Source organism: Microbacterium sp. (genome assembly GCF_031179285.1).
Taxonomy (GTDB): Bacteria; Actinomycetota; Actinomycetes; order Actinomycetales; family Microbacteriaceae; genus Microbacterium.
In genome coordinates, this window is the sequence record NZ_JAPSHY010000006.1 from 107,024 (window position 1) to 126,587 (window position 19,564).

The window sequence follows — 19,564 nt, forward strand, 5'->3', positions numbered from 1 at the left end:
GGTCAATCGTTCAGGCCGGAGATCAGGTGCCCGTGGAGGGCGACGGTGAGAGCCTCCTCCCGATTGCGCGCATCGAGCTTGCGATAGAGGCTCTTCAGATGCGTCTTCACGGTGTTCGTGGAAACGAAGAGTTCGGCGGCGATGTCGCTGAGCGCGCTCGTACGAGCGAGGGCTTGCAGGACCGCCAACTCGCGCGGCGTGAGTTTCGGCCGTTCCGGAATCGGGACAAGCGGTCGCGGAGCGCGCACACGGAGCAGGTCGCGCGCGCCGGCCTGTTCCAATCCCGCGCAGACGGCGTCGAAGTCGTCCTGCGGGAGAAGATGAGGCGCGATGCGCTGACCGGAACGACGCAGGACGGCTATCAGCTGTTGCAGGACGGCAGAGGTTCGGCGGCCGAGGCCGGTGCGCAGCCCGACGGCAGCCTCGATACTCAGGGCCTCTGCCCGGGTGCGTGCACTCTGTGGATGCCCGGCAATGCTGCGAAGTTCTTTGAGCGCTTCGCTGGAACGACCGATCGCCAGCGCCAATCGTGCACGGTCGACCCGCGATTGGGGCGCATGCGGGGCATCAGCACGCAGCACGGTCGCAGCAGCGTCGAAGTTGCCGAGCGCGATGTGGAGCAAACTCTGGATGGATGTCAGGGTCTGACGAGCGAAACGTGACCTTCCGTCGGGCCCTCGCAGCACGACGAACTCCTCGAGTGCAGCGAGACCGTCGGATGGATTGCCCTCGAGAAAAGCCGTCAAGGCCTCGACATGTGCGATCGCCACCCAGTGCTCGACCGTCCTGCGATCGTGCCGCATCGCGGCGAGGTGAGCGCGCGCCACCGGGGTGTCGAAGCGCTCGAGCGCGAGGATCGCCTCCGCGAGACGGTAGAAGGTCCCGACGTGCGCACTGCGCTGGTCATCGGTCCAGGGGTCACCGCAGGCGAGCAGCACGTGCTCACCCGCCTCATTGAGGTTGCCGGCCAGCGCATGGATGCCGGCCACCATCGCCAGGCTCCCGAAACTCGACGGGTCCGACGGGCCGGCTTCGGCATAACCGCGTGTGAAGACGTGCAGCGCTTCCGACTCGTGACCGCCGTAGTAAAGGCTCATACCGAGCTGGGTGAGGATGCGAGGCAGGTGGCCGGCCAGGAAAGAGGGCTCGTCGCGGATGTCATCCAGGGCACGCAGACCGGCTTGTGCGGAGGCTACCGACGAGGATGTCTTGCCCATAAGCCGGAGGGCAGCGCTCTCGCCCGCGAGAACCATGGCGCGCTCCGCCGGACCGATGCGGTGCCGGTTCCGGCGCACGCCTGTCGCGGCGAGTCCGAAGAAGTAAGCCGCCTTCGCCCTGCGGAAGCCGTCACCGTTATAGGCGAGCCCGAGGGCCATTGCGAGCAACGGGCGTGACATCAGCTCGGCTGTCGTAAGGCGCTCCAGCGTTTCACGCAGTCGGTCGCGATGGCTGTCCTCGATCAGCTCGAACCATCCGATGCGAAGCACCTCCACTGCGATGTCGAGTTCAGCGGCATCGATCGCCGCAGTGAACGCGTCACCGACAGAGCCGCGTTTCAGCGCTGCTCTCACTTCTGCGTCGGCGGGTTCAGGGATACTCGACAGCATCGCCGACGAGCCGTGGACGGTCGCGTTCGAGTGCGCTTCGGGTGGTTGTGTGATCGTCATTCTGGTGGGTTCGTCGAGGTCACCCCCAGAATGACCGATTGCCTCAATGCTAGCCGCTTGCCGCTGCGCTCAAGGCTGGTCGACCCCGCGCGCCGCTCGCGTGGGCCGGTGATCCGGACGCGGCATCGCCCCCGCCGGAAAGTGGCGGGGGCGATGTCCTGTCAGAAATCCGATCAGCCTTCGATCAGGGCCAGTTGCTCGCGACGGCGGCGGATGGTGAGCAGGGCTGCGCCGGCGATGAGGAACATCCCGGCCAGACCCGCGACAGCCCAGCTGATAGCGCCACCGGTGACCGCGAGCGGAGGCAGCTCCGGAACCTCATGCGCTGTCACGCAGACACCGGCCGGGTCGCAGATCGCGCGCTCGTCGGGGCTGGAGACCACGTTGCGCAGCTCCGCCGGGCCGGCAGCCGTGACAGTCACCGAGTACGCGACCGTCACCGTCTGGCCGACCTCGAGGTCACCCGTCCAGGACAGCGTGTTCCCCTCCCGCATCACGGTCCCGCTCGTGGCTTGGGCGTCGTCGTTCCACACCGCGTCATCCAGCACGTCCGACAGGTCGTCCGCGATGACCGCGTCGCTGACGGCGCCGTCGCCGCGCTGCGTGACGGTGACCGTGTAGGTCACCCGGTCTCCCCGCGACACCTCGGTGCCGGATGCCGGGTCCGCGGTCTTCGCGTAGACGTACCCGCCGGTCTTGTGGACCGTCCGGCACCCCTCGGTGCCGTCGGCTGCGGTGACGCACTCGCCGGCTTCGCTGGGGCTGGTGACCACGTTCGCGAGCGTCGTGTCCCCGCCGCCGGTCACGGTGACCGAGTACGTGATCGTGACGACGTCACCGGGTGCGAGGTCTCCGTTCCAGGACAGGGTCGGCCCGTGGATCTCGACCGAGCCAGCCGAAGCGGTGGCGTCACCGTTGTAGGTGGCGTCATCGATCACATCGGACAGGTCGTCGACCAGAGAACCGGCCACTCCCGCAGGTCCCTGCTGCTCGACCGTCACCGTATACGTCACGACGTCGCCGGACTGCACGTCACTGTTATGAATCGGGTCCGCCATCTTCGAATACACGAACCGGCCCGTCTGATGCGTCGTCGAGCATCCCTCGTTGCCGTCACCGGCCGGGACGCACTCGCCGTTCTCACTCGGAGTCACGACGTTCGTGAGGGTCATGTTGCCGGCACCCGTCACCGTCACCGAGTACGTGATCGTCGCCGTGGCACCGACGGCCAGGTCACCGGACCACGCCAGCTCGGTGCTGTCGGCGTCGAACGACGCTTCACCGGAGGTCGCCGCAAGGTCACCGTTCCAGTCCGCGTCATCCAGCACTGCCGAGAGGTCATCATCGAACGAGGCACCCTCGACCGAGCCGAGGCCGCGCTGCGCGACCGTCACTGTGTAGGTGATCGTGCCACCAACAGCGACATCCGAACCCGGGGCGGCCACCGACGTCTTCGACACCGTGAAGTCACCCGTCTGATGCGTCGTCGTGCAGGATGCGTCATCGACACACCCGTCGCTGGTGACCACGTTCGTCAGAGCCGTGTCACCGGCGCCCGTCACCGTGACCGAGTACGTAACCGTCACGACGTCGTCGACGGCGAGGTCGCCCGACCAGGTGATCGTCGGCTCGGCAAAGCTGACCATCCCGGCCGAAGCGGCCAGGTTATCGTTCCAGGTCGCGTCGTCCAGCACCGCCGTCAGATCGTCCGTGAACGACGCGCTGTCGACGGCGGCCTCACCGAACTGCGACACCGTGACGGTGTAGTCGATCGTGTCACCGATCTGGACATCCTCGCCCGAAGCCGGGTCCGACGTCTTGACCGTCTCGTAGCGGCCGGTGAGGTGCTCCGTCTGACAGTCGCCCGCCGATTCACACCCCGGAGACTGCACGTTGTTGCCGATCAGCGTGTCACCCGCAGCCGTCACGGTCACCGAATATGTCACCGTGGCAACGTCACCCGGACCCAGGTCACCGGTCCAGGAGATCACACCGTCCTGCACCGTGAACTCACCCGCCGACGCCACGACGTCATTGTTGAACGTCGCATCATCCAGCACATCCGTGAGGTCGTCGTTGAAGAACTGCGCAACCACACGCCCCTCACCCGACTGCGTGACCGTGACCTTGTACGTGATCACATCACCGATCTGCACCTCAGACCCGGACGCCGGATCGGCCGTCTTCACTGTCGTGTACGTCGCGGTGTAGTGATCGGTGCTGCAGGTCTCCTCCGAAGAGCAGCCGTCGCTGGTGACCACGTTCCGCAAATGCGTGTCGCCCTCACCCGTGACCGTCACCGAGTAGGTGATCGTCACGACGTCGTCGACGGCGAGGTCGCCCGACCAGGACAGCAGCTGAGCGGCATCGTCGAAGTCGACGGCGCCTGCCGAAGCAACAACATCGTCGTTCCAGGTCGCGTCGTCCAGCACGCCCGACAGGTCATCGACCAGCGACGCACCGTCGTATGCGGCCTCCCCGATCTGCGACACCGTCACCGTGTACTCGATGGTCTCGCCCACCTCGAGGTTCGACCCGTCAGCCGGGCCGGACGACTTCTCCACCGCGTAGTCCGCAATGAGGTGCTCCGTCGCGCATGCGTCGACACAGCCTGGGCTCGTGACCTGGTTGCCTACCGTGTAGTCACCATCCGCCGCGAGAGCAGCGGAGTCCTTCACCGTCACCGTGTACGTCACGGTCGCGACCTCACCCACCGGCACGGTACCGTTCCACGACAGCACGCCGTCGGTGATGGTCGCCGTGCCCGACGACGCCGTCGGACCACCGGTCAGATCAGCGTCGTCGAGCACATCCGCCAGGTCGTCGCTGAACTGCGCGACAGCCGGCACCGTGCCCTCCTGCGTCACCGCCACGGTGTAGGTGATCGTGTCACCCGGCTTGACCGTCTCACCGGACGCCGGGTCGGAGGACTTTTCGGTCGTGTAGTTCACGACCTGCACACCAGCCGGGTCGCAGTTGATCGTCGGGACGACCTCGGAATCCTCCGGCCGTGGGGCAGCACCACACGCGTTGTTGACGACAGAGCCACCGCCGGTCATGATCGCAGTGAACTCGTGCGAGTCCTCCGCACCCGGCGCCAGCTCCTCCACCGTGAACGAACCCTGCGGGAACAACGAATCCGTGATCTCCACATCCCGCAACGTCCCCTGACCGGTGTTCGTGATCACGATCCGATACGGCACCTCATCACCCACCCGATACGTCGGATAGGTCGTGACGTCATTCGCGTCGACCCAGTTGCCCTCGGCATCCTGCACATACTTCTTCAGAGACGCCGAATACGCCGTACCCATCGTCAACGGCTCAGACGTGCGCATCACCAACTCGGTGTGCTCGGCGATCGCCTGTGCCCGATTGACGTAAACATCACCCGGCTCAGCGCCAACCGGCTCGACGTCAACCGTGAACGCGAACGTCGCACCCGAAGCCAGCCGACCGCCGATCACTCGTATCGCCGTCGGGTTCGGCACCGGCGTCGTCGACCAGTTCACGGAGTTGCCGGCGATGCTGCCGGGCGCCGTTCCATTCGACGAGCGCGACGGGTCATCCGACAGCGTCGCCGGGTCAGCGGTCGTGTAGTACACCGTGGCACCGGACGGAGCGTTCACCGCTGTCACGTCATACGTACCTGCGAAGCTCGTCCCGCGACCGTCACCGTTGTACGGGAGGATGTCGATCGTGTCGGTGAAGGCCTGTGGCAGGGGATCCTGTGACCGCAACGTCACCGTCCACGAGCCCTCTTCACCGGAACCGTCTCCGTCCGGGTTAGGTATGAACCACTGATCCGTCGACTTGCCGAGGTTCGTGGCACCAGAAGTCGACACCGTCACCTGCGCCGCAGCGGGCGTCGAGGTCAGCCCGCCGACCGAGCTGGTCGCGGTGTTCGTGAGCACCTGCCCGGGCGTCGCGGAAGCGCCGGCGACAGCCTGGTAGGCGAGAACATTCGGCACATTCGTCGGCACCCCGTCGAGTGACCAGGTCAGTACCTGCTGCCCCGAGCCGTTGGTCGAGACGGTGGGCGCAGGGTTCGCCGAACCGTCGACGTAGGTCATCCCCACCGGCAGGGTGTCGGTGATGACGTAGTCGTCCATCGTCTCCGGGATCGCGCCCGCTCCGTTAGCCGAGTAGGTCAGCGTAAAGTTCGCAGGCTCGCCGGGCCTAACGACCGAACGGTCGACGGACTTGTGGATCGCCGGGGTGGCAGTGGTGATCCGGAGGATGTCACGACGACCGTCGGTGTTCGGGTAGCGTGCGCCAGGAGTCGGTGTGACAACGACATGCGCACCCGGGCCTGTCCAGGTTCCGGCGGACATGATCGAGCCGAACGTCCAGATGTCCTGACCGACAGGAACATCGTCGTGGATCGTCACGTAGCCGGCCAACTGAATGCCCGACCATCCCTCGCTCTCAGGGAGCGAGTGCGGATAGATGATTCGCATGGCCTCAACCGAGGTGAGGTCAGCAGGCTCGGCGATCGTCCAGTTGCCGGGGTCGCTGCCACAGTTGAAGGTATTCGGGTCTCCGACGTCACCGATGTAGTACTCGACAGCAGGCGGGTTGTCCAGCTCCGCTGCCTCGTAGCCCATGGTGTCGTACCCGCGAATCGTGGGAAGAGCGTCTCCCTCAGCGAACGGCGTGTAGGTGACGTAATCGGCGTCGAACACGAGGCACTGCCCTTGGAGAGTGCTATCCGGCACGTCGTGCATGCTCGCGGCGTGGTTGACGTACTGCACAACCTTCGTCCCGGCCGACACACGGTAGGTGTCGTCCCAGTTGCTTCCACCGGCACCGGTGTACGGACGCCACCACGAGGCGGACCAGAGACCGGGAAGAACGTAGGCCTTCGTGGTCGTGTTGTTCTGGGTCAGGTCGACCGAAGCGAGTCCAGTGGTCGACTGGTACGTCGGTGCGTTGGATTGAAGGCTGATCGACCCTGCCCGATCCGTCGCCACGCGGAACCAGAGGCTGCCGCTGGCGATATAGGACCAGTCGGTCGGCAGTATGGCGCCCGTCGAGTCCTTCGTCGGCACCGTCGCCATGTCGTAGTTGATCCCGGTCAGAGTGAGATCGAACACTCCGGGCTGTCCGGCGACCGGCGTCAGTGTGCAGGAGTCAACGAATGAGGTCTGCTGGTTTTCCGGAAGGCTCGAGGAGTCAGGAATACCGGACCAGGGGTGACCTCCGGCGACGAAGGCATTGAACGGCGAGCACCCGACGCCTCCATAATAGCCTTCACCGAGACTGATGGATGCGCCGTTGCTCTCGGAAACCTGGACTCGGTAGGTGACGGAGTCCGGGCCGGTGTCCGATCCGGCGCCCAGACGAAGCGACCACTCCAGCCCCACGTCGACGGAGGTGTACTCCATGTTCCATTCGTAGTACGAGGTGTTCTGGCCGAACTGAAGGTCCATCGCGAAGGCGTTCTCGATGGCGAGAGGTGGAAGCGGGCGCTGTTGACCGCCAATCTCCCCGACGGCTGTGAGCTGCTCTCCGGTGTCGCCATCGACGGCGATGGGCGTCTGCGCGACAACGGCGGTTCCTTGCTCAACTGCGCCGAGGTTGCATGTGAGTGTGCGCCCGTCGGCTGAGATCGAGGAAGCCGGTGCCGCGCCAGCAGCGGTCGTGCACACGTCGGGAATGCTGCGAAAGACGCCGTTATCGACCGTGACCGTGTATGTGACGTTCGCAACCGGGTCATTCGACGGGGCCGGCGCGTCGTCGTTGACGTTCACGTGCCACACCGCATTCACGACATCCCCGCGCCCGACCGTCGTTGGCGTCCCGTCCTCCCAAGCGCCCTTGATGTCGTACACCGGTGCCGCGTTCGCCGCGGTCGCGGGCACGAGCGAAAGCGTCAGCGCCGAGATCACGGTCGCGACGCCGAAGCGCATTCTCTTCCGCGATGAGCCGAGCAGCGCTCGATCGTCGGTCTTCGACATGCTCCAGGGCAGACGCGATCGCCTCATGAGTTTCCCTCCCACGCTCCGGAAACAGAGCTACTCCGGACCATTCCTACCGGACCCTGAGAACGCCGTGTGGAAACTTCACCCCGACCTCACCCTGAGCGGAGTGCAGAGCTGAGATACGTCGAAGGGCCCCGGATGCGGCATCCGGGGCCCCTTCGTCTCAGTGAGTGGTCAGCGCTTGCCGACGATCTGACGACCGACGAGATCGCGCATGATCTCGTTGGTGCCGCCGTAGATGCGATGCACGCGGGCATCGGTGAACGCCCGTGCGATCGGGTACTCCATGATGTAGCCGTAGCCGCCGTGCAGCTGCACGCCGGTGTCGAGCACCTCCCACTCGCGCTCGGTCGCCCAGAACTTGACCTTCGCCGCGTCTTCCGGCGTGAGCTTCTCATCCTTGTACGCCAGCAGAGCGCGGTCGATGTAGGCCCACATCGCGTCGGTGGTCGCCGCCATGTCTGCAAGCCGGAAGCGCGTGTTCTGGAAGTCGGCGATGCGCTCGCCGAAGGCCTCGCGATCCTTGGTGTAGGCGACGGTCCAGTTCAACGCCGCCTGGGCGGCCGCCGCCGCGGCGACCCCGATCGACAGGCGCTCGAGCGGCAGGTTCATCATCAGCTGGATGAATCCCTGCCCCTCCTTGCCGCTGATCAGGTTCTCGTCGGGAATGAACACGTCGGTGAAGCTGAGCTCCGCGGTGTCCCAGCCGTGGAAGCCCATCTTGCTCAGCTTCTTGCCCTGATCGAAGCCCTCCATGCCCTTCTCGACGAGCACCAGACTGAACGCATCGGGGCGATTGCCCTCGCCGGTCTTCACGAAGGTCACGACGACGTCGGCCGTCGCGCCGGACGAGATGAACGTCTTCGCGCCGTTGAGGATGTAGCCGCCGTCGACCTTCTTCGCATTGGTCTTGATGCCGCGCAGGTCGCTGCCCGCGCCTGGGTCGGTCATGGCCAGTGCGCCCAGGACCTCGCCGGTGGCCATGCGGGGCAGCCACTTCTGCTTCTGCTCCTGCGTGCCCATGTGCACGAGGTACGGAATGGCGAGGTCGTCCTGAATGCCGAGGGCCCCGGCGAGCGAACCCGCGCCGACGGCGATGACCTCCTCCATCACGATCGTGCGGAAGCGGTAGTCCTGCAGCATCCCGGCGCCGCCGAACTCCTCCGGCACCGACAGCCCGAGGATGCCGGCTTCGCCTGCGGCGAGCATCGTGGCGCGGTCGATCTCTCCGGCGGCTTCCCACCGCTCGATCGCTTCGTTGCTCACGTGGCGCTTGACGAAGTCTTTGACGAGGTCGCGGAAGGCCTCGTGGTCCTCTTCGTAGATGTCGCGTTGCATGCCGTCCTCCTGAACGTTCCTGGGCGTCGTTGCTCCGGCGATTCTATGTCGGCCGCCACCCGCGGATGCGGTCATTGTGAGAATGCATCCCACTTGTCGTGAGACTCGGTACCGCCATTGTGGGATGCCGCAACGAGCGATCGGTCGTCGCCCGACGGAAGCCTCAGTGGGCGTAGTCGGGGGCGGCGGGAAGGCCGAAGAACTCCTCCATGGTGTGAAATCCGCCCTGGTGGTACACGGCTGCCAGATCCACGCCGATGTAGCGGAGGTGCCAGGGTTCCGGCTGATAACCGGTGGTGCCGATCCCCGCCTGCTCGTACCGCACGATGAAGCCGTACTCCCAGGCGTGCTCAGCGACCCAGTTGCTCTGGGCGGTGCCGCCGAAACCGTCGAGATCGCCGCACCTCGCGGCGCACGCCACGACGTCGAGGGCGAGGCCCGTCTGGTGTTCGCTGTGTCCTGGTCGGGCAGACCCCGCATCCGCCTCCGCCTGACCGAGCGCGCGGACGTTGGATTCGTACGTCGTGACCTGCAGCCCGTAGGAGCGGTAGCCGTTGTTCGCACCGAGCCTGCCCGCCCCGGCTGCCTCCGCCGCCTGCGCCATCTCGCCGACGGCTGCGGCGACCTCCGGTCGGACCTGCCCGGAGCGGGTGGTTGTCTGCACCGGCAGGTCGACGAGTGCCGGCGGGGCGTAGTCGACCGGCGCCAGGGGCCTTGCCTTGTTCACGACCACCCAGGCGCGCGCGGGATCCTCCAGCGAGATGCACGGCGCGTTGCCCGCCACGACGGCGGCGCGGAAACTCTCGCCACCGCCGAACGCGGCCACGGTCGCTGCGTCGTCGCCGGCGGCCAACGCCTGCTGCACGACGGCATCCGCACAGGGATCGGCCGCGGTCGTCGCCTCGACGTCGACGGGCGGCACCTCCATGAGCGCGACGGGTTCGGGCTGCTCGAACGGTGCCGATGTCGGAACCGTCGCGAGCGACAGGAGCACGCCGATCGCGGTGACCGCGATCCCGATCGGCAGCGCAGGTCCGCGAATCGGGGAGCGGGGCGCCGCATGCTGGGGCTGCGGTACGGCGTACATCTTCCCATTGTCCCTCATCGGCCGTCGAACATAGCTCCCGGCTGACGTTGACGAAGATTCGGTTCTATGTTCGAATGGAGTATGCGCTGGCAGGGTCAGAAGGTCGGAGATGTGGATGCTGCGGCACTTCCCGGCCTCGAAGATCGAACCAGCATCCTGCGATCCGTGACCACTCCCGAGTTCGCCGGCATGACGTTCCACGAAGTGCTCTCGAAATCGGCGCTGAACCACGTCCCCGGTGCGTCGCGCATGCCGTTCGCGTGGACGATCAACCCCTACCGCGGATGCAGCCATGCCTGCGTTTACTGCGTGTCTCCGGACACGTTGATCCTCTGCACGGATGGTCGGCAGCGACCGCTGCGCGATCTGGAGATCGGCGACGAAATCCTCGGAACGGAGAAGCAAGGCGATTACCGCCGCTACGTCAAGACGACGATCAAAGCCAAGTGGGCAACGAGGAAGAGGGCGTACCGGGTCACACTCGCCGATGGCACGCAGCTCGTCGCGAGCGGTGACCATCGATTCCTCACCGAGCGAGGGTGGAAGCATGTCGTTGCCGCTGAGAAGGGGCAGCGCCCGTACCTCACCACAAACAACAGGCTTATGGGGTTCGGCATCGGAGCGGCCGGGATGAAGATCGATCCGTCTTCACTCGACTACCGTCGCGGCTACCTCGCGGGAATGATCCGCGGTGACGGGATGATCTTCCACGGGAGCTACCCGAGCCCGACGAGAACGCGCGAGATCCACATGTTCCGTCTGGCGCTCATCGACGAGGAAGCGCTCGCCAGAACCGAGGGATATCTCGAAGAGGAGGGAGTGCCGACCCGAAGGCGGCCCTTCGCTCAGGCCAGCGACACACGCAGCGCTGCGGATGCGATCCACACGGCCGCACGACGTCACGTCGAATCGATCGAGACGCTCATCCAGACTCCTTCGACACCGAACACGGACTGGTACTCGGGTTTTCTCGGCGGAGTCTTCGACGCCGAGGGGAGTTGCTCCCGCGGGGTGCTTCGCATCTCCAACAAAGACGCCGACATCATCGATCTCATCGAGCGAGGAATGCAGGAACTCGGAGTGCCCTATCGGCTCGAGGCGCCTCGAGGCAGTGGGGTCCGCAGCGTACGGGTCATTGGCGGACTCCCGAGCCGTCAGCGATTCTTCGCGCTCACTGCCCCCGCCATCACTCGCAAGATGTCACTGGAGGGCACGGCCGTGAAGAGCGTCGCCGACTTGCGCGTGATGGGCATCGAGCCACTCGACGGTGAAATGGATCTTCTCGACATCACCACGGGGACCGGCGATTTCGTCGCGAACGGGGTGATCAGTCACAACTGCTTCGCCCGCGGCACGCACGAGTATCTCGACCTCGACGGAGGCGCAGACTTCGACTCGCAGATCGTGGTCAAGGTGAACGTCGTCGAGGTGCTCGAAAAGGAGCTGCGGCGAGGCAGCTGGCAGCACGAGACCGTTGCGCTCGGCACGAACACCGACCCGTACCAGCGGGCGGAGGGCCGCTACAAACTGATGCCCGGGATCATCGAAGCACTCGCCCGTTCCGGCACACCGATGTCGATCCTCACCAAGGGCACACTGATCCGCCGCGACATCCCGCTGCTCGTGAAGGCGGCAGAGCGCGTCCCCGTCGATGTGCAGATGTCGATCGCGATGTACGACGACGAGCTGCAGAAGGCGATCGAGCCGGGTGCACCCACCACGCAGGCGCGGCTCGACACCGTGAGAGCCCTGGCGGATGCCGGATTCCGCGTGACGGTCTTCCTGATGCCGATCATGCCGCACATGACGGATTCCGTCGCGGCGGTCGACGACGCCCTGAAGCGCATCAAGGCGGCGGGTGCCCGCACCGTGATCTACGGGGCCCTTCACCTGCGGCCGGGCGTGAAGCCGTGGTTCTTCCGATGGCTCGAAGAGGCTCGGCCGGACCTCGTCTCCTCGTACCGCGGACTGTATCCGGGGGCCTCCGCGGAAGCACCCAAGGCGTACCGGCAGTGGCTCGCCAAGCGGGTGCGTCCGCTGATCCGCCTGCACGGACTCGACGCTCGGCACGAAGACGACTATCCGCAGCGCGTCAGGCCCGTGCGATTCGCGCCGTCTACGGCATCCGAGCCCGCGCCGCAGCCGATGCTCTTCTGACGGGTGCCGGCGGCACCGCCCCGTAGGCTTCTCGGTTATGGCTATCGGCTCCACAATGCACACGTTCGACGTCCAGCTGGCCGACACCGACCGGGGCGTCTATGAGGACTACGCACTGCGGGTGGCCAGGCATCCGTCCGAGACCGACGCCTACATGACCACTCGCGTTCTGGCCCACGGGCTCGAGTACGCGGAGGGCATCGCCTTCGGCGACGGGATCTCGTCGACCGAGGAACCCGCCGTCGTGGTGCGCGACATGACGGGCCGGCTCACCGCGTGGATCGAGATCGGAGCCCCCGACGCCGAGCGGCTGCACCACGGCAGCCGGCTCGCCGAGCGCACGGTCGTCTACACGCACCGCGATCCTGCCAAGGTGATGGCTCCGTGGTCGGGGAAGAGGATCCATCGCGCCGGCGCGATCCGCCTGTTCAGCTTCGACCCCGGTTTCATCGAGTCCGCGGCGCGATTGATCGAACGACGGAACTTCATGACGCTGACCGTCACCGAGCAGGTGCTCTACCTCGACCTGAACGGCACGAGCCTCACCTCGAGCATCCATGAGCACGAGCTCTCCTGAGATCTCCCGAGTACCGTACGGCGAAGGCCCCCGGAATCCGTTCCGAGGGCCTTCGCCATGGTGTCTCCCGGCGGGTCGCTCAGGCGGTGAGGTCCGCCGCGGTGGGCATCCGGCCGGTGATCTCCTCGATGACGTCGTCGTCGGGACGGGCGTCCTCGAAGGGGGCATCGATCTCGGCGCGGTCGAGCAGCTCGGTCATCCGCCGGCGACGCTGACGGGTGATCAGGGTCACGACGCGCCCGGAGCGACCAGCGCGACCGGTGCGGCCGGAGCGGTGCAGGTACGTCTTGTACTCGTCGGGGGCGTCGGCCTGCACGACGAGATCGATGTCATCGACGTGGATGCCGCGAGCGGCGACGTCGGTCGCCACCAGCACCTGCACCCGGCCGGACGTGAGACGCTCCAGGTTGCGGGTGCGCTTGGCCTGGTTGAGATCGCCGTGCAGCGAGACTGCGGGGATGCCGGCGTCATCGAACTGCTCGGCGAGCATGTCGGCATACGCCCTGGTACGCGCGAAGACGAGTGTCTTTCCCTCGCGATCGACGAGCGACGTGAGGATGTCGGCCTTGTCGCGGTGCTCGATGACGAGCACGCGGTGCTCGATGGTGCTGGACTCCTGGTCTTCACCGGCGACCTCGTAGACGGCCGGGTCGACGAGGAACTCGTCGACGAGGGCTGCGACCTCGCGGTCGAGGGTGGCCGAGAAGAGGAGCTTCTGGCTGCCGTCGGCGGTGTGCCGGAGGATCCGCTGCACGGGCTCGACGAAGCCGAGCTCGCACATGTGGTCGGCCTCGTCGAGCACCGCGATGCGGCAGTCGGAGAGGTCGAGCTTGCCCTGGTTGATGAGGTCCTCGACACGTCCGGGAGTGCCGATGACGATGTCGACGCCCTTCTTCAGCGCGCCCACCTGGCGCCCCTGCGGGACACCGCCGTAGATCTGCGTCGTGAAGAGACCGACGCTGCGGGCGATCGGCTGGATGGTGCGGTCGATTTGGAGCGCGAGCTCACGGGTCGGCGCGAGGATGATCGCGCGCGGCGACCGGCCGAACTCGCGGCGCTTGCCGGCCTGGGACTTCAGCACGTTCTCGACGAGCGGCGCCCCGAAGGCGATGGTCTTGCCGGAGCCGGTGCGGCCACGGGCGAGCACATCGCGCCCTGCGAGCACAGCCGGGATGCTCGCGGCCTGGATCGCGAACGGCGACGCCGCGCCCATGTTGCTCAGGGTCTCGACGATGTTCGATCCGAGGCCGAGGTCGGCGAACGTCACGCCCTCCACCTCGACGGCGGCGACGGACTGCGCCTCGAGACGCTCGTGGACGACGTCTTCGGTGTGCTCCACCTGCGCCTTCGGCGCCTTGTTCCAGTTGTCGCGGCTCGGACGCTCGTCGCGCCGCGCATCGCGCTGGGCTTTTGATCCTGCCGACGGACGGCGGTTCTCGGTGCGGTACGCGCCGCCGGTCGACGGGCGGGTCCGCTCGCTGCGGGCTTCGCGTTCGCCGTCGAAAGAGCGCTGCGTCCGGTCGCGATCGAAGGCGCGACGGGCACGGTCGGCGTCGTAGGAACGGGCAGGGCGATCATCCCGGTCGGAACGCGGACGCTCGTCGCGGGCGCCTGCGCGGGTCGGGCGATCATCCCGATAGGTCCCGGGACCCGTCGAACGACCAGCGCGCTCATCACGATCCGAGCGCGAACGCTCGCTCGCGTTGCGATCGTAGCGGGGACGCTCGCCCGAGTTGCGGTCGTAGCGGGGACGCTCGCCAAAGCTGCGGTCGTAGCGAGGACGCTCGTCCTGCCTCGGGCGGTCGCCGAAGCCGCGGTCGTCGCGGCGCGGGCGATCGTCACGGTAGGTGCCGGCGCCGGTCGGTCGCTCACTCGATCCGCGGTCAGAGCGCGGGCGCTCGCTCGCATTCCGGTCGTAGCGAGGACGCTCGCCGGAGCTGCGGTAGTAGCGGGGGCGCTCGTCCTGCCGCGGGCGGTCGCCGAAGCCGCGGTCGTCGCGGCGAGGGCGATCTTCGAAGCGGCGCGGCGCGGCCGAAGCGGGTCGGTCGGTGTAGCGAGAGCCGCCGCCACCAGCAGTGCGGGGGCGCTCGTCGCGGTGGTGAGGTGCCTCACGGCGACCGGACTCCGCGCGGTTGCGGATGCCGCGTGCCTCGTCGCGGCCGGCACGCTCCTGCGCGGTCCAGCGTTGCTTGGGGGCACCGCCTTCAGCCTCGGCGGGTCGATACCCGCGGTGGCCGGCGCTGCGGCTGCCGGGTCGACGGTCCGCGCCGGCGCTGGGCGCCGAACGCCGGTCGGCGGCATCCGCGCGTCCGCCTCGCTCGCCGTCACGAGCAGCCGCTCCGTGGTGACGCTCATGGAACGAGGTCTTCTTGGCGCCGAAGCGCGGCTCGAAGTTGCGAGCGGGTCGGCCGCCCTTGGGCTTGTGATTCTTGGGCATGGGGGGGGTGTCCTTCTGGGTTCTCGCACGAGAACAGCGCCGCGCACACGCGCGAGCACCCTGCACTTCGTCGAGAGTTCACGACGAGAGTCGGGGTCCGGACTGTCAGCGGCCGGGGCCATTCATGTGATGGTTCATGCGCGTTGATCAACGCTCACCATCGGCCCCTGGACTCACACTTCTTACAAAAACGTCCGCGCCACGCGCGGGTGTCCGAAGCCGACCCGACAACTGTAGCGGACGCTCCTGGGAATCCTCCCCGTACGATGACGGGGTGGACACGTTCTCTCCCACCGGTATCCAGGTCTATCTGAGTCACGGCGACGTGACGGCGCAGATCTCCCAGGTCGGCGCCTCACTGCGCGCGCTGCGGGTCGGCGGGGTCGACATCGTGCCGCCGTATCCGCTCGATCAACCCGCCCCGTCGGCCTCGGGCGTCGTGCTGGTGCCGTGGCCCAACCGCGTGCGCGACGGTCGGTGGAGCGATGACGGCACCGAACGTCAGCTCGCCATCAGCGAGCCGAAGCTGCACAACGCCAGCCACGGCCTGCTGCGCTTCGCGCCGTATGAGATCGACCAGACCGACGCCGCCGCGACCCTGCGCGCGTTGGTCGTCCCGCAGACCGGATACCCGTATCTCATCGAGACCTCGGTGACGTATCTGCTCACCGCCGCCGGCGTCCATATCACCCACACGCTCACCAACCGCTCGTCGACACCGGCGCCGGTCGCGCTGGGCATCCACCCGTTCATCACCATTGGCGATGTCGATCCCCATGACCTGGTGCTGCGCGTCGACGCCGCGACCGCCTTCGAGACCGATGAGCGCAGTCTCCCGATCGGCACGCGGACGGCCGACCCGCGTCTTCGCGACGGCGTCCGCCTCGGCGATGTGACGCTCGACACGGGTCTCACCGATCTCTCGCGGGATGGCGACGGTGTCGTGAGGCACACCCTCACCGCGCCCGACGGACGGCGCGTCACGCTGTGGCAGGGCGAGGGCTTCGACTACGCGCAGGTCTTCACCACCACCAAGTACCCGGGTCAACCCGTGGCGCTGGCGATCGAGCCGATGACGGCCCCGGCCGACGCCCTCAACAGCGGCCTCGGCATCCGCCGTCTCGCGCCGGACGAAACCTGGACCCTGCGCTGGGGCATCGAGTTCGCCGCGTGAGCAGAACTGCACCGGCCCCCTAGTAGGAGCGGGGCGTTCAAGAGGAGTGTCAACACCTCGTCCGCTGGACCTCTTTCGTCCTCGTATCCAAGCGTTCGCCTCAGCCCCGCACGCGCTCCGGTTTCTCGCCCCAGCGCCTCGGTGACTCGACGGGCGGTCACTGGTGGGCGATCTCAAGGACATCGCCTCGACTCCGCCGATCGCTCGCTCGCTGGACAGGAAGGTGTGTTCCCGGTTGGATGGTGGTGGAGTGCAACGGCTGACGCGGTGCATCCAGGGTCGGGAGGGACCAACGTGACGTTGCGTGGAAGAGGGCCGCTGAGGCGCGCCGACGAGTTTGAAGTTCGGGTGCACTCCGGAAAGCGCGTGCGTCTGCTGAGCGCACTCGGGGTTCTAGCGCTGGCTTTCACCACGTTCGGAGGCGCCGGCGTTCTGGCAGCGGCTCCGGCATCCGCCGCCCCGGGGTCCCCTGGCACCCCACAGCCGGGCACCCTCATCTACACGGAGGACTTCCAGAACTCGCCAATAACCGGCGCGACTCGCATTGGCGACTATGTCAGCGCCTCCGGGGCGAGGTACACGGCTGACCCGGTATACACGAACACAAACCTCTGCAACGGTCTCATTTTCGGGCACGGGGCCACCAACACGGCCCTCGGTGCAGCGAACTTCTGCGGAACCGCCACGTCGTGGTGGCCGAACGCTCGGAAGCTGCCGGCGGCGATGGGAATCTATGCCGGAATGGCTGCGGCGGATCAGAACCTGGCGGTCGCCGCCCAGACTGTGGGCGGAACGAGCAACAACTACGCCGGCATCATGCTTCAAGGGTCCGGCATCCCTGTTGCGTCGGGAGGGCGGTTCGTGACGTTCTCACTGGACGTGGCGAACTTCTGCGGCTCGGGTGCCGCGCAGGCGCAAGACCGTTTCTATCTCATGGACGGCGCGACCCCCATTGCGCTGAACACGACCGATTACAATATCTGCGCCGATCCGGATGCGGACTCTTTCGTGGTCGACGGCACCCCGATAACGGTCGGCACTTTCACCGGCAATCAGGCCGCTCTGATCACCAGCCCGAGTATCGGCTTCCGCCTTGAGAACCGTCAGCCGAGCGGAAGCGGGAACGATCAGGCGTTCGACAACTTCCGAGTGCTGGACGTCACCCCTCAGCTCGACAAGTCCTTCACCCCTGCAGTCGCCCCTACCGGGGGCACGTCGACACTGACGTTCACCGTAACGAACACAAGTGAGCTCGCGGCGAAGAACGGCTGGTCCTTCACCGACTCGTTGCCGACCGGACTGAGCATCGCCGGCGCTCCGGCTGCAGCAACGACCTGCCCTTCCGGCGCGGTCACCGCACTCCCGGGCCAGGCGACGATCAGTGCCACCGGCAACCTCGCATCCGGCATGGCATCATGCACGATCACCGTCACGGTGACGTCGCCGGTGCCGGCGACCTTCAGCAATGGACCGGACAACGTCATTGTCACCGGCCTCAACGAGCCAGGTGTCGCCACGGTCACGTTCGAGCGTCCGGGTCTCTCCCTCGACAAGCAGGCCGGGACGCCTGCCGACGTGAACCAGAACGGCATCACGGACGCCGGCGACACCATCTCGTATACCTTCAGAGTGCAGAACACCGGCGATGTGCCTGTCACCGACCTCGTCGTCGACGACGCCAAGGTCGGGGCGGTGACCTGCTCGACAACCACTCTCGAGGTAGCTGAGACGGCCACCTGCGAGGCGGACGAGCCGTACACGGTCACGCAGGCCGACGCGGTTGCCGGTTCCGTCGTCAACACCGCCACCGCGACGGCCGCCACGCCGACCCGAGCTGCGGTCACCTCTGCGCCGGACTCCACCTCGACTCCGGCCGAGGCGCCCGCCCCGGCACTCAGGCTCGTGAAGTCGGCCGACCCGTCGGATGCCGCAAGTTACCGGCCCGGTCAGGAAGTCACGTACCACTTCGCTGTGACGAACACGGGGAACGTTCCGCTCACGGATGTCGAAGTGGTCGAGGGAGACTTCTCGGGGTCGGGGTCGCTCTCCGACGTCACCTGCCCGGCTATGTCGCTGGTCGTGGGGGGCCAGATGATCTGCGAGGCGACCTACACCCTCACGACGGCGGACGTGGACGATGGCTCCGTGTCGAACACCGCGACGGTCATCGGCACGCCGCCCGCAGGCACGCCGGTGACGAGTTCGCCGTCCACAGTGACCCTGCCCACCCCGCCGCAGCCCGCGGTCACCGTCGTGAAGACCGCCAGCGATGAACCGGTGACCACGGCTGGTCAAGAGATCACCTACTACTTCCGGGTGACCAACACGGGCAATGTGACGTTGGAAGAGATCGCCGTCGAGGACGTCGACTTCTCCGGAACCGGCACCTTGTCGGCGATCGACTGCCCTGAGGACAGCCTGGTCGCCGGTGAGTTCCAGATCTGCGAAGCGACGTACACGACGACGCAGGCGGACGTCGACGCCGGAACCTTGACCAACAGCGCCACCGTCAGGGGAACCCCTCCCGTGGGTGACCCGCTGCCGCCGGTGCCATCCGAGCCCATCGTGGTCCCCATCGCCCCGGAGCCGGCGCTCGCGCTGGTCAAGACCGCTGACGCCGCGAAGGTCACCCATGCCGGTCAGATCGTGACCTACTCGTTCACCGTGACGAACACCGGCAACGTGACGATCACGGACGCGGAAATCGTCGAGGGTTCATTCGACGGCACTGGAACACTGTCCGAGGTCTCCTGCCCCTCCGGTGCGCCGCTGCTGCCCGGCAATGAGCTCGTCTGCACCGCGGAATACACCGTCGTCGCCGCAGACCTCGCGTCCGGCTCGCTGACGAACACCGCGACAGCGACCGGCGTGCCGCCCGCTGGTGACACCATCGTCTCCGACCCCGCAACCGTGACGCTGACCGTCGCGCCGGCCGTGGATCCGGCCGCACCGCCATCTGGCCAGGCAGCGCTCCCCGCAACCGGTGGCAGCGTCCCCTGGGTCGCTGCGGGCGTTGCCATGATTCTGCTCGCGTTCGGCGGGGGCATTCTCGTGCTCCGTCGTCGCAGGAGTGAAGTGGGCGACCATCGACCCGACGCCTGAATCCTTGCATCCTGCGTCATGATCGACGCTCGTGCTGCACG

9 protein-coding genes are annotated in these 19,564 nt (G+C 66.8%); 4 read left to right on the plus strand and 5 right to left on the minus strand.

The annotated features are described in order from the left end of the window. Positions 1-2: 2 nt before the first annotated feature. From RIN18_RS05740 to RIN18_RS05755, 4 genes are all read right to left on the minus strand, one after another. Positions 3-1,667: a LuxR C-terminal-related transcriptional regulator gene (locus RIN18_RS05740; RefSeq protein ID WP_309102994.1), complete on the minus strand. Its 1,665-nt coding sequence runs from the start codon at positions 1,665-1,667 to the stop codon at positions 3-5. A gap of 173 nt (positions 1,668-1,840) precedes the next feature. Beyond that, complete coding sequence (locus RIN18_RS05745) at positions 1,841-7,654, minus strand: hypothetical protein (RefSeq protein WP_309102995.1); 5,814 nt, start codon at positions 7,652-7,654, stop codon at positions 1,841-1,843. A 171-nt stretch (positions 7,655-7,825) separates the two neighbouring features. Further along, positions 7,826-8,989, minus strand: coding sequence for an acyl-CoA dehydrogenase family protein (locus RIN18_RS05750; protein WP_309102996.1), 1,164 nt, complete (start codon positions 8,987-8,989; stop codon positions 7,826-7,828). 163 nt (positions 8,990-9,152) lie between these two features. Continuing rightward, entirely contained in the window at positions 9,153-10,076 is a 924-nt protein-coding gene (locus RIN18_RS05755; protein ID WP_309102997.1) for a D-alanyl-D-alanine carboxypeptidase family protein, read from the minus strand. An 81-nt stretch (positions 10,077-10,157) separates the two neighbouring features. Here RIN18_RS05755 and RIN18_RS05760 point away from each other — a divergent pair, with 81 nt between their 5' ends. Both RIN18_RS05760 and RIN18_RS05765 read left to right on the plus strand, forming a co-directional pair. Beyond that, complete coding sequence (locus tag RIN18_RS05760; RefSeq protein ID WP_309103038.1) at positions 10,158-12,233, plus strand: intein-containing Rv2578c family radical SAM protein; 2,076 nt, start codon at positions 10,158-10,160, stop codon at positions 12,231-12,233. A 37-nt stretch (positions 12,234-12,270) separates the two neighbouring features. Next, positions 12,271-12,810: a YaeQ family protein gene (locus RIN18_RS05765; RefSeq protein WP_309102998.1), complete on the plus strand. Its 540-nt coding sequence runs from the start codon at positions 12,271-12,273 to the stop codon at positions 12,808-12,810. 79 nt (positions 12,811-12,889) lie between these two features. On the opposite strand, the gene RIN18_RS05770 is transcribed toward RIN18_RS05765, so the two are convergent. After that, positions 12,890-15,247 carry a DEAD/DEAH box helicase gene (locus RIN18_RS05770; protein WP_309102999.1) on the minus strand — a complete coding sequence of 786 codons (2,358 nt, stop codon included), beginning with the start codon at positions 15,245-15,247 and terminating at the stop codon, positions 12,890-12,892. A 274-nt stretch (positions 15,248-15,521) separates the two neighbouring features. On the opposite strand from RIN18_RS05770, the gene RIN18_RS05775 reads away from it, so the two are divergent. Next, entirely contained in the window at positions 15,522-16,421 is a 900-nt protein-coding gene (locus RIN18_RS05775; protein ID WP_309103000.1) for an aldose 1-epimerase family protein, read from the plus strand. A 348-nt stretch (positions 16,422-16,769) separates the two neighbouring features. Continuing rightward, on the plus strand, positions 16,770-19,523 hold the full coding sequence (locus RIN18_RS05780) for an LPXTG cell wall anchor domain-containing protein (RefSeq protein WP_309103001.1): 2,754 nt from the start codon (positions 16,770-16,772) through the stop codon (positions 19,521-19,523). The last annotated feature ends 41 nt before the right edge of the window (positions 19,524-19,564 follow it).

Coding starts and splice junctions, on each gene's coding strand:
- RIN18_RS05750 (WP_309102996.1), bottom strand. CDS start 8,989: ATGCAACGCGACATCTACGAAGAGGACCACGAGGCCTTCCGCGACCTC.
- RIN18_RS05765 (WP_309102998.1), top strand. CDS start 12,271: ATGGCTATCGGCTCCACAATGCACACGTTCGACGTCCAGCTGGCCGAC.
- RIN18_RS05755 (WP_309102997.1), bottom strand. CDS start 10,076: ATGTACGCCGTACCGCAGCCCCAGCATGCGGCGCCCCGCTCCCCGATT.
- RIN18_RS05770 (WP_309102999.1), bottom strand. CDS start 15,247: ATGCCCAAGAATCACAAGCCCAAGGGCGGCCGACCCGCTCGCAACTTC.
- RIN18_RS05740 (WP_309102994.1), bottom strand. CDS start 1,667: ATGACGATCACACAACCACCCGAAGCGCACTCGAACGCGACCGTCCAC.
- RIN18_RS05745 (WP_309102995.1), bottom strand. CDS start 7,654: ATGAGGCGATCGCGTCTGCCCTGGAGCATGTCGAAGACCGACGATCGA.
- RIN18_RS05760 (WP_309103038.1), top strand. CDS start 10,158: ATGCGCTGGCAGGGTCAGAAGGTCGGAGATGTGGATGCTGCGGCACTT.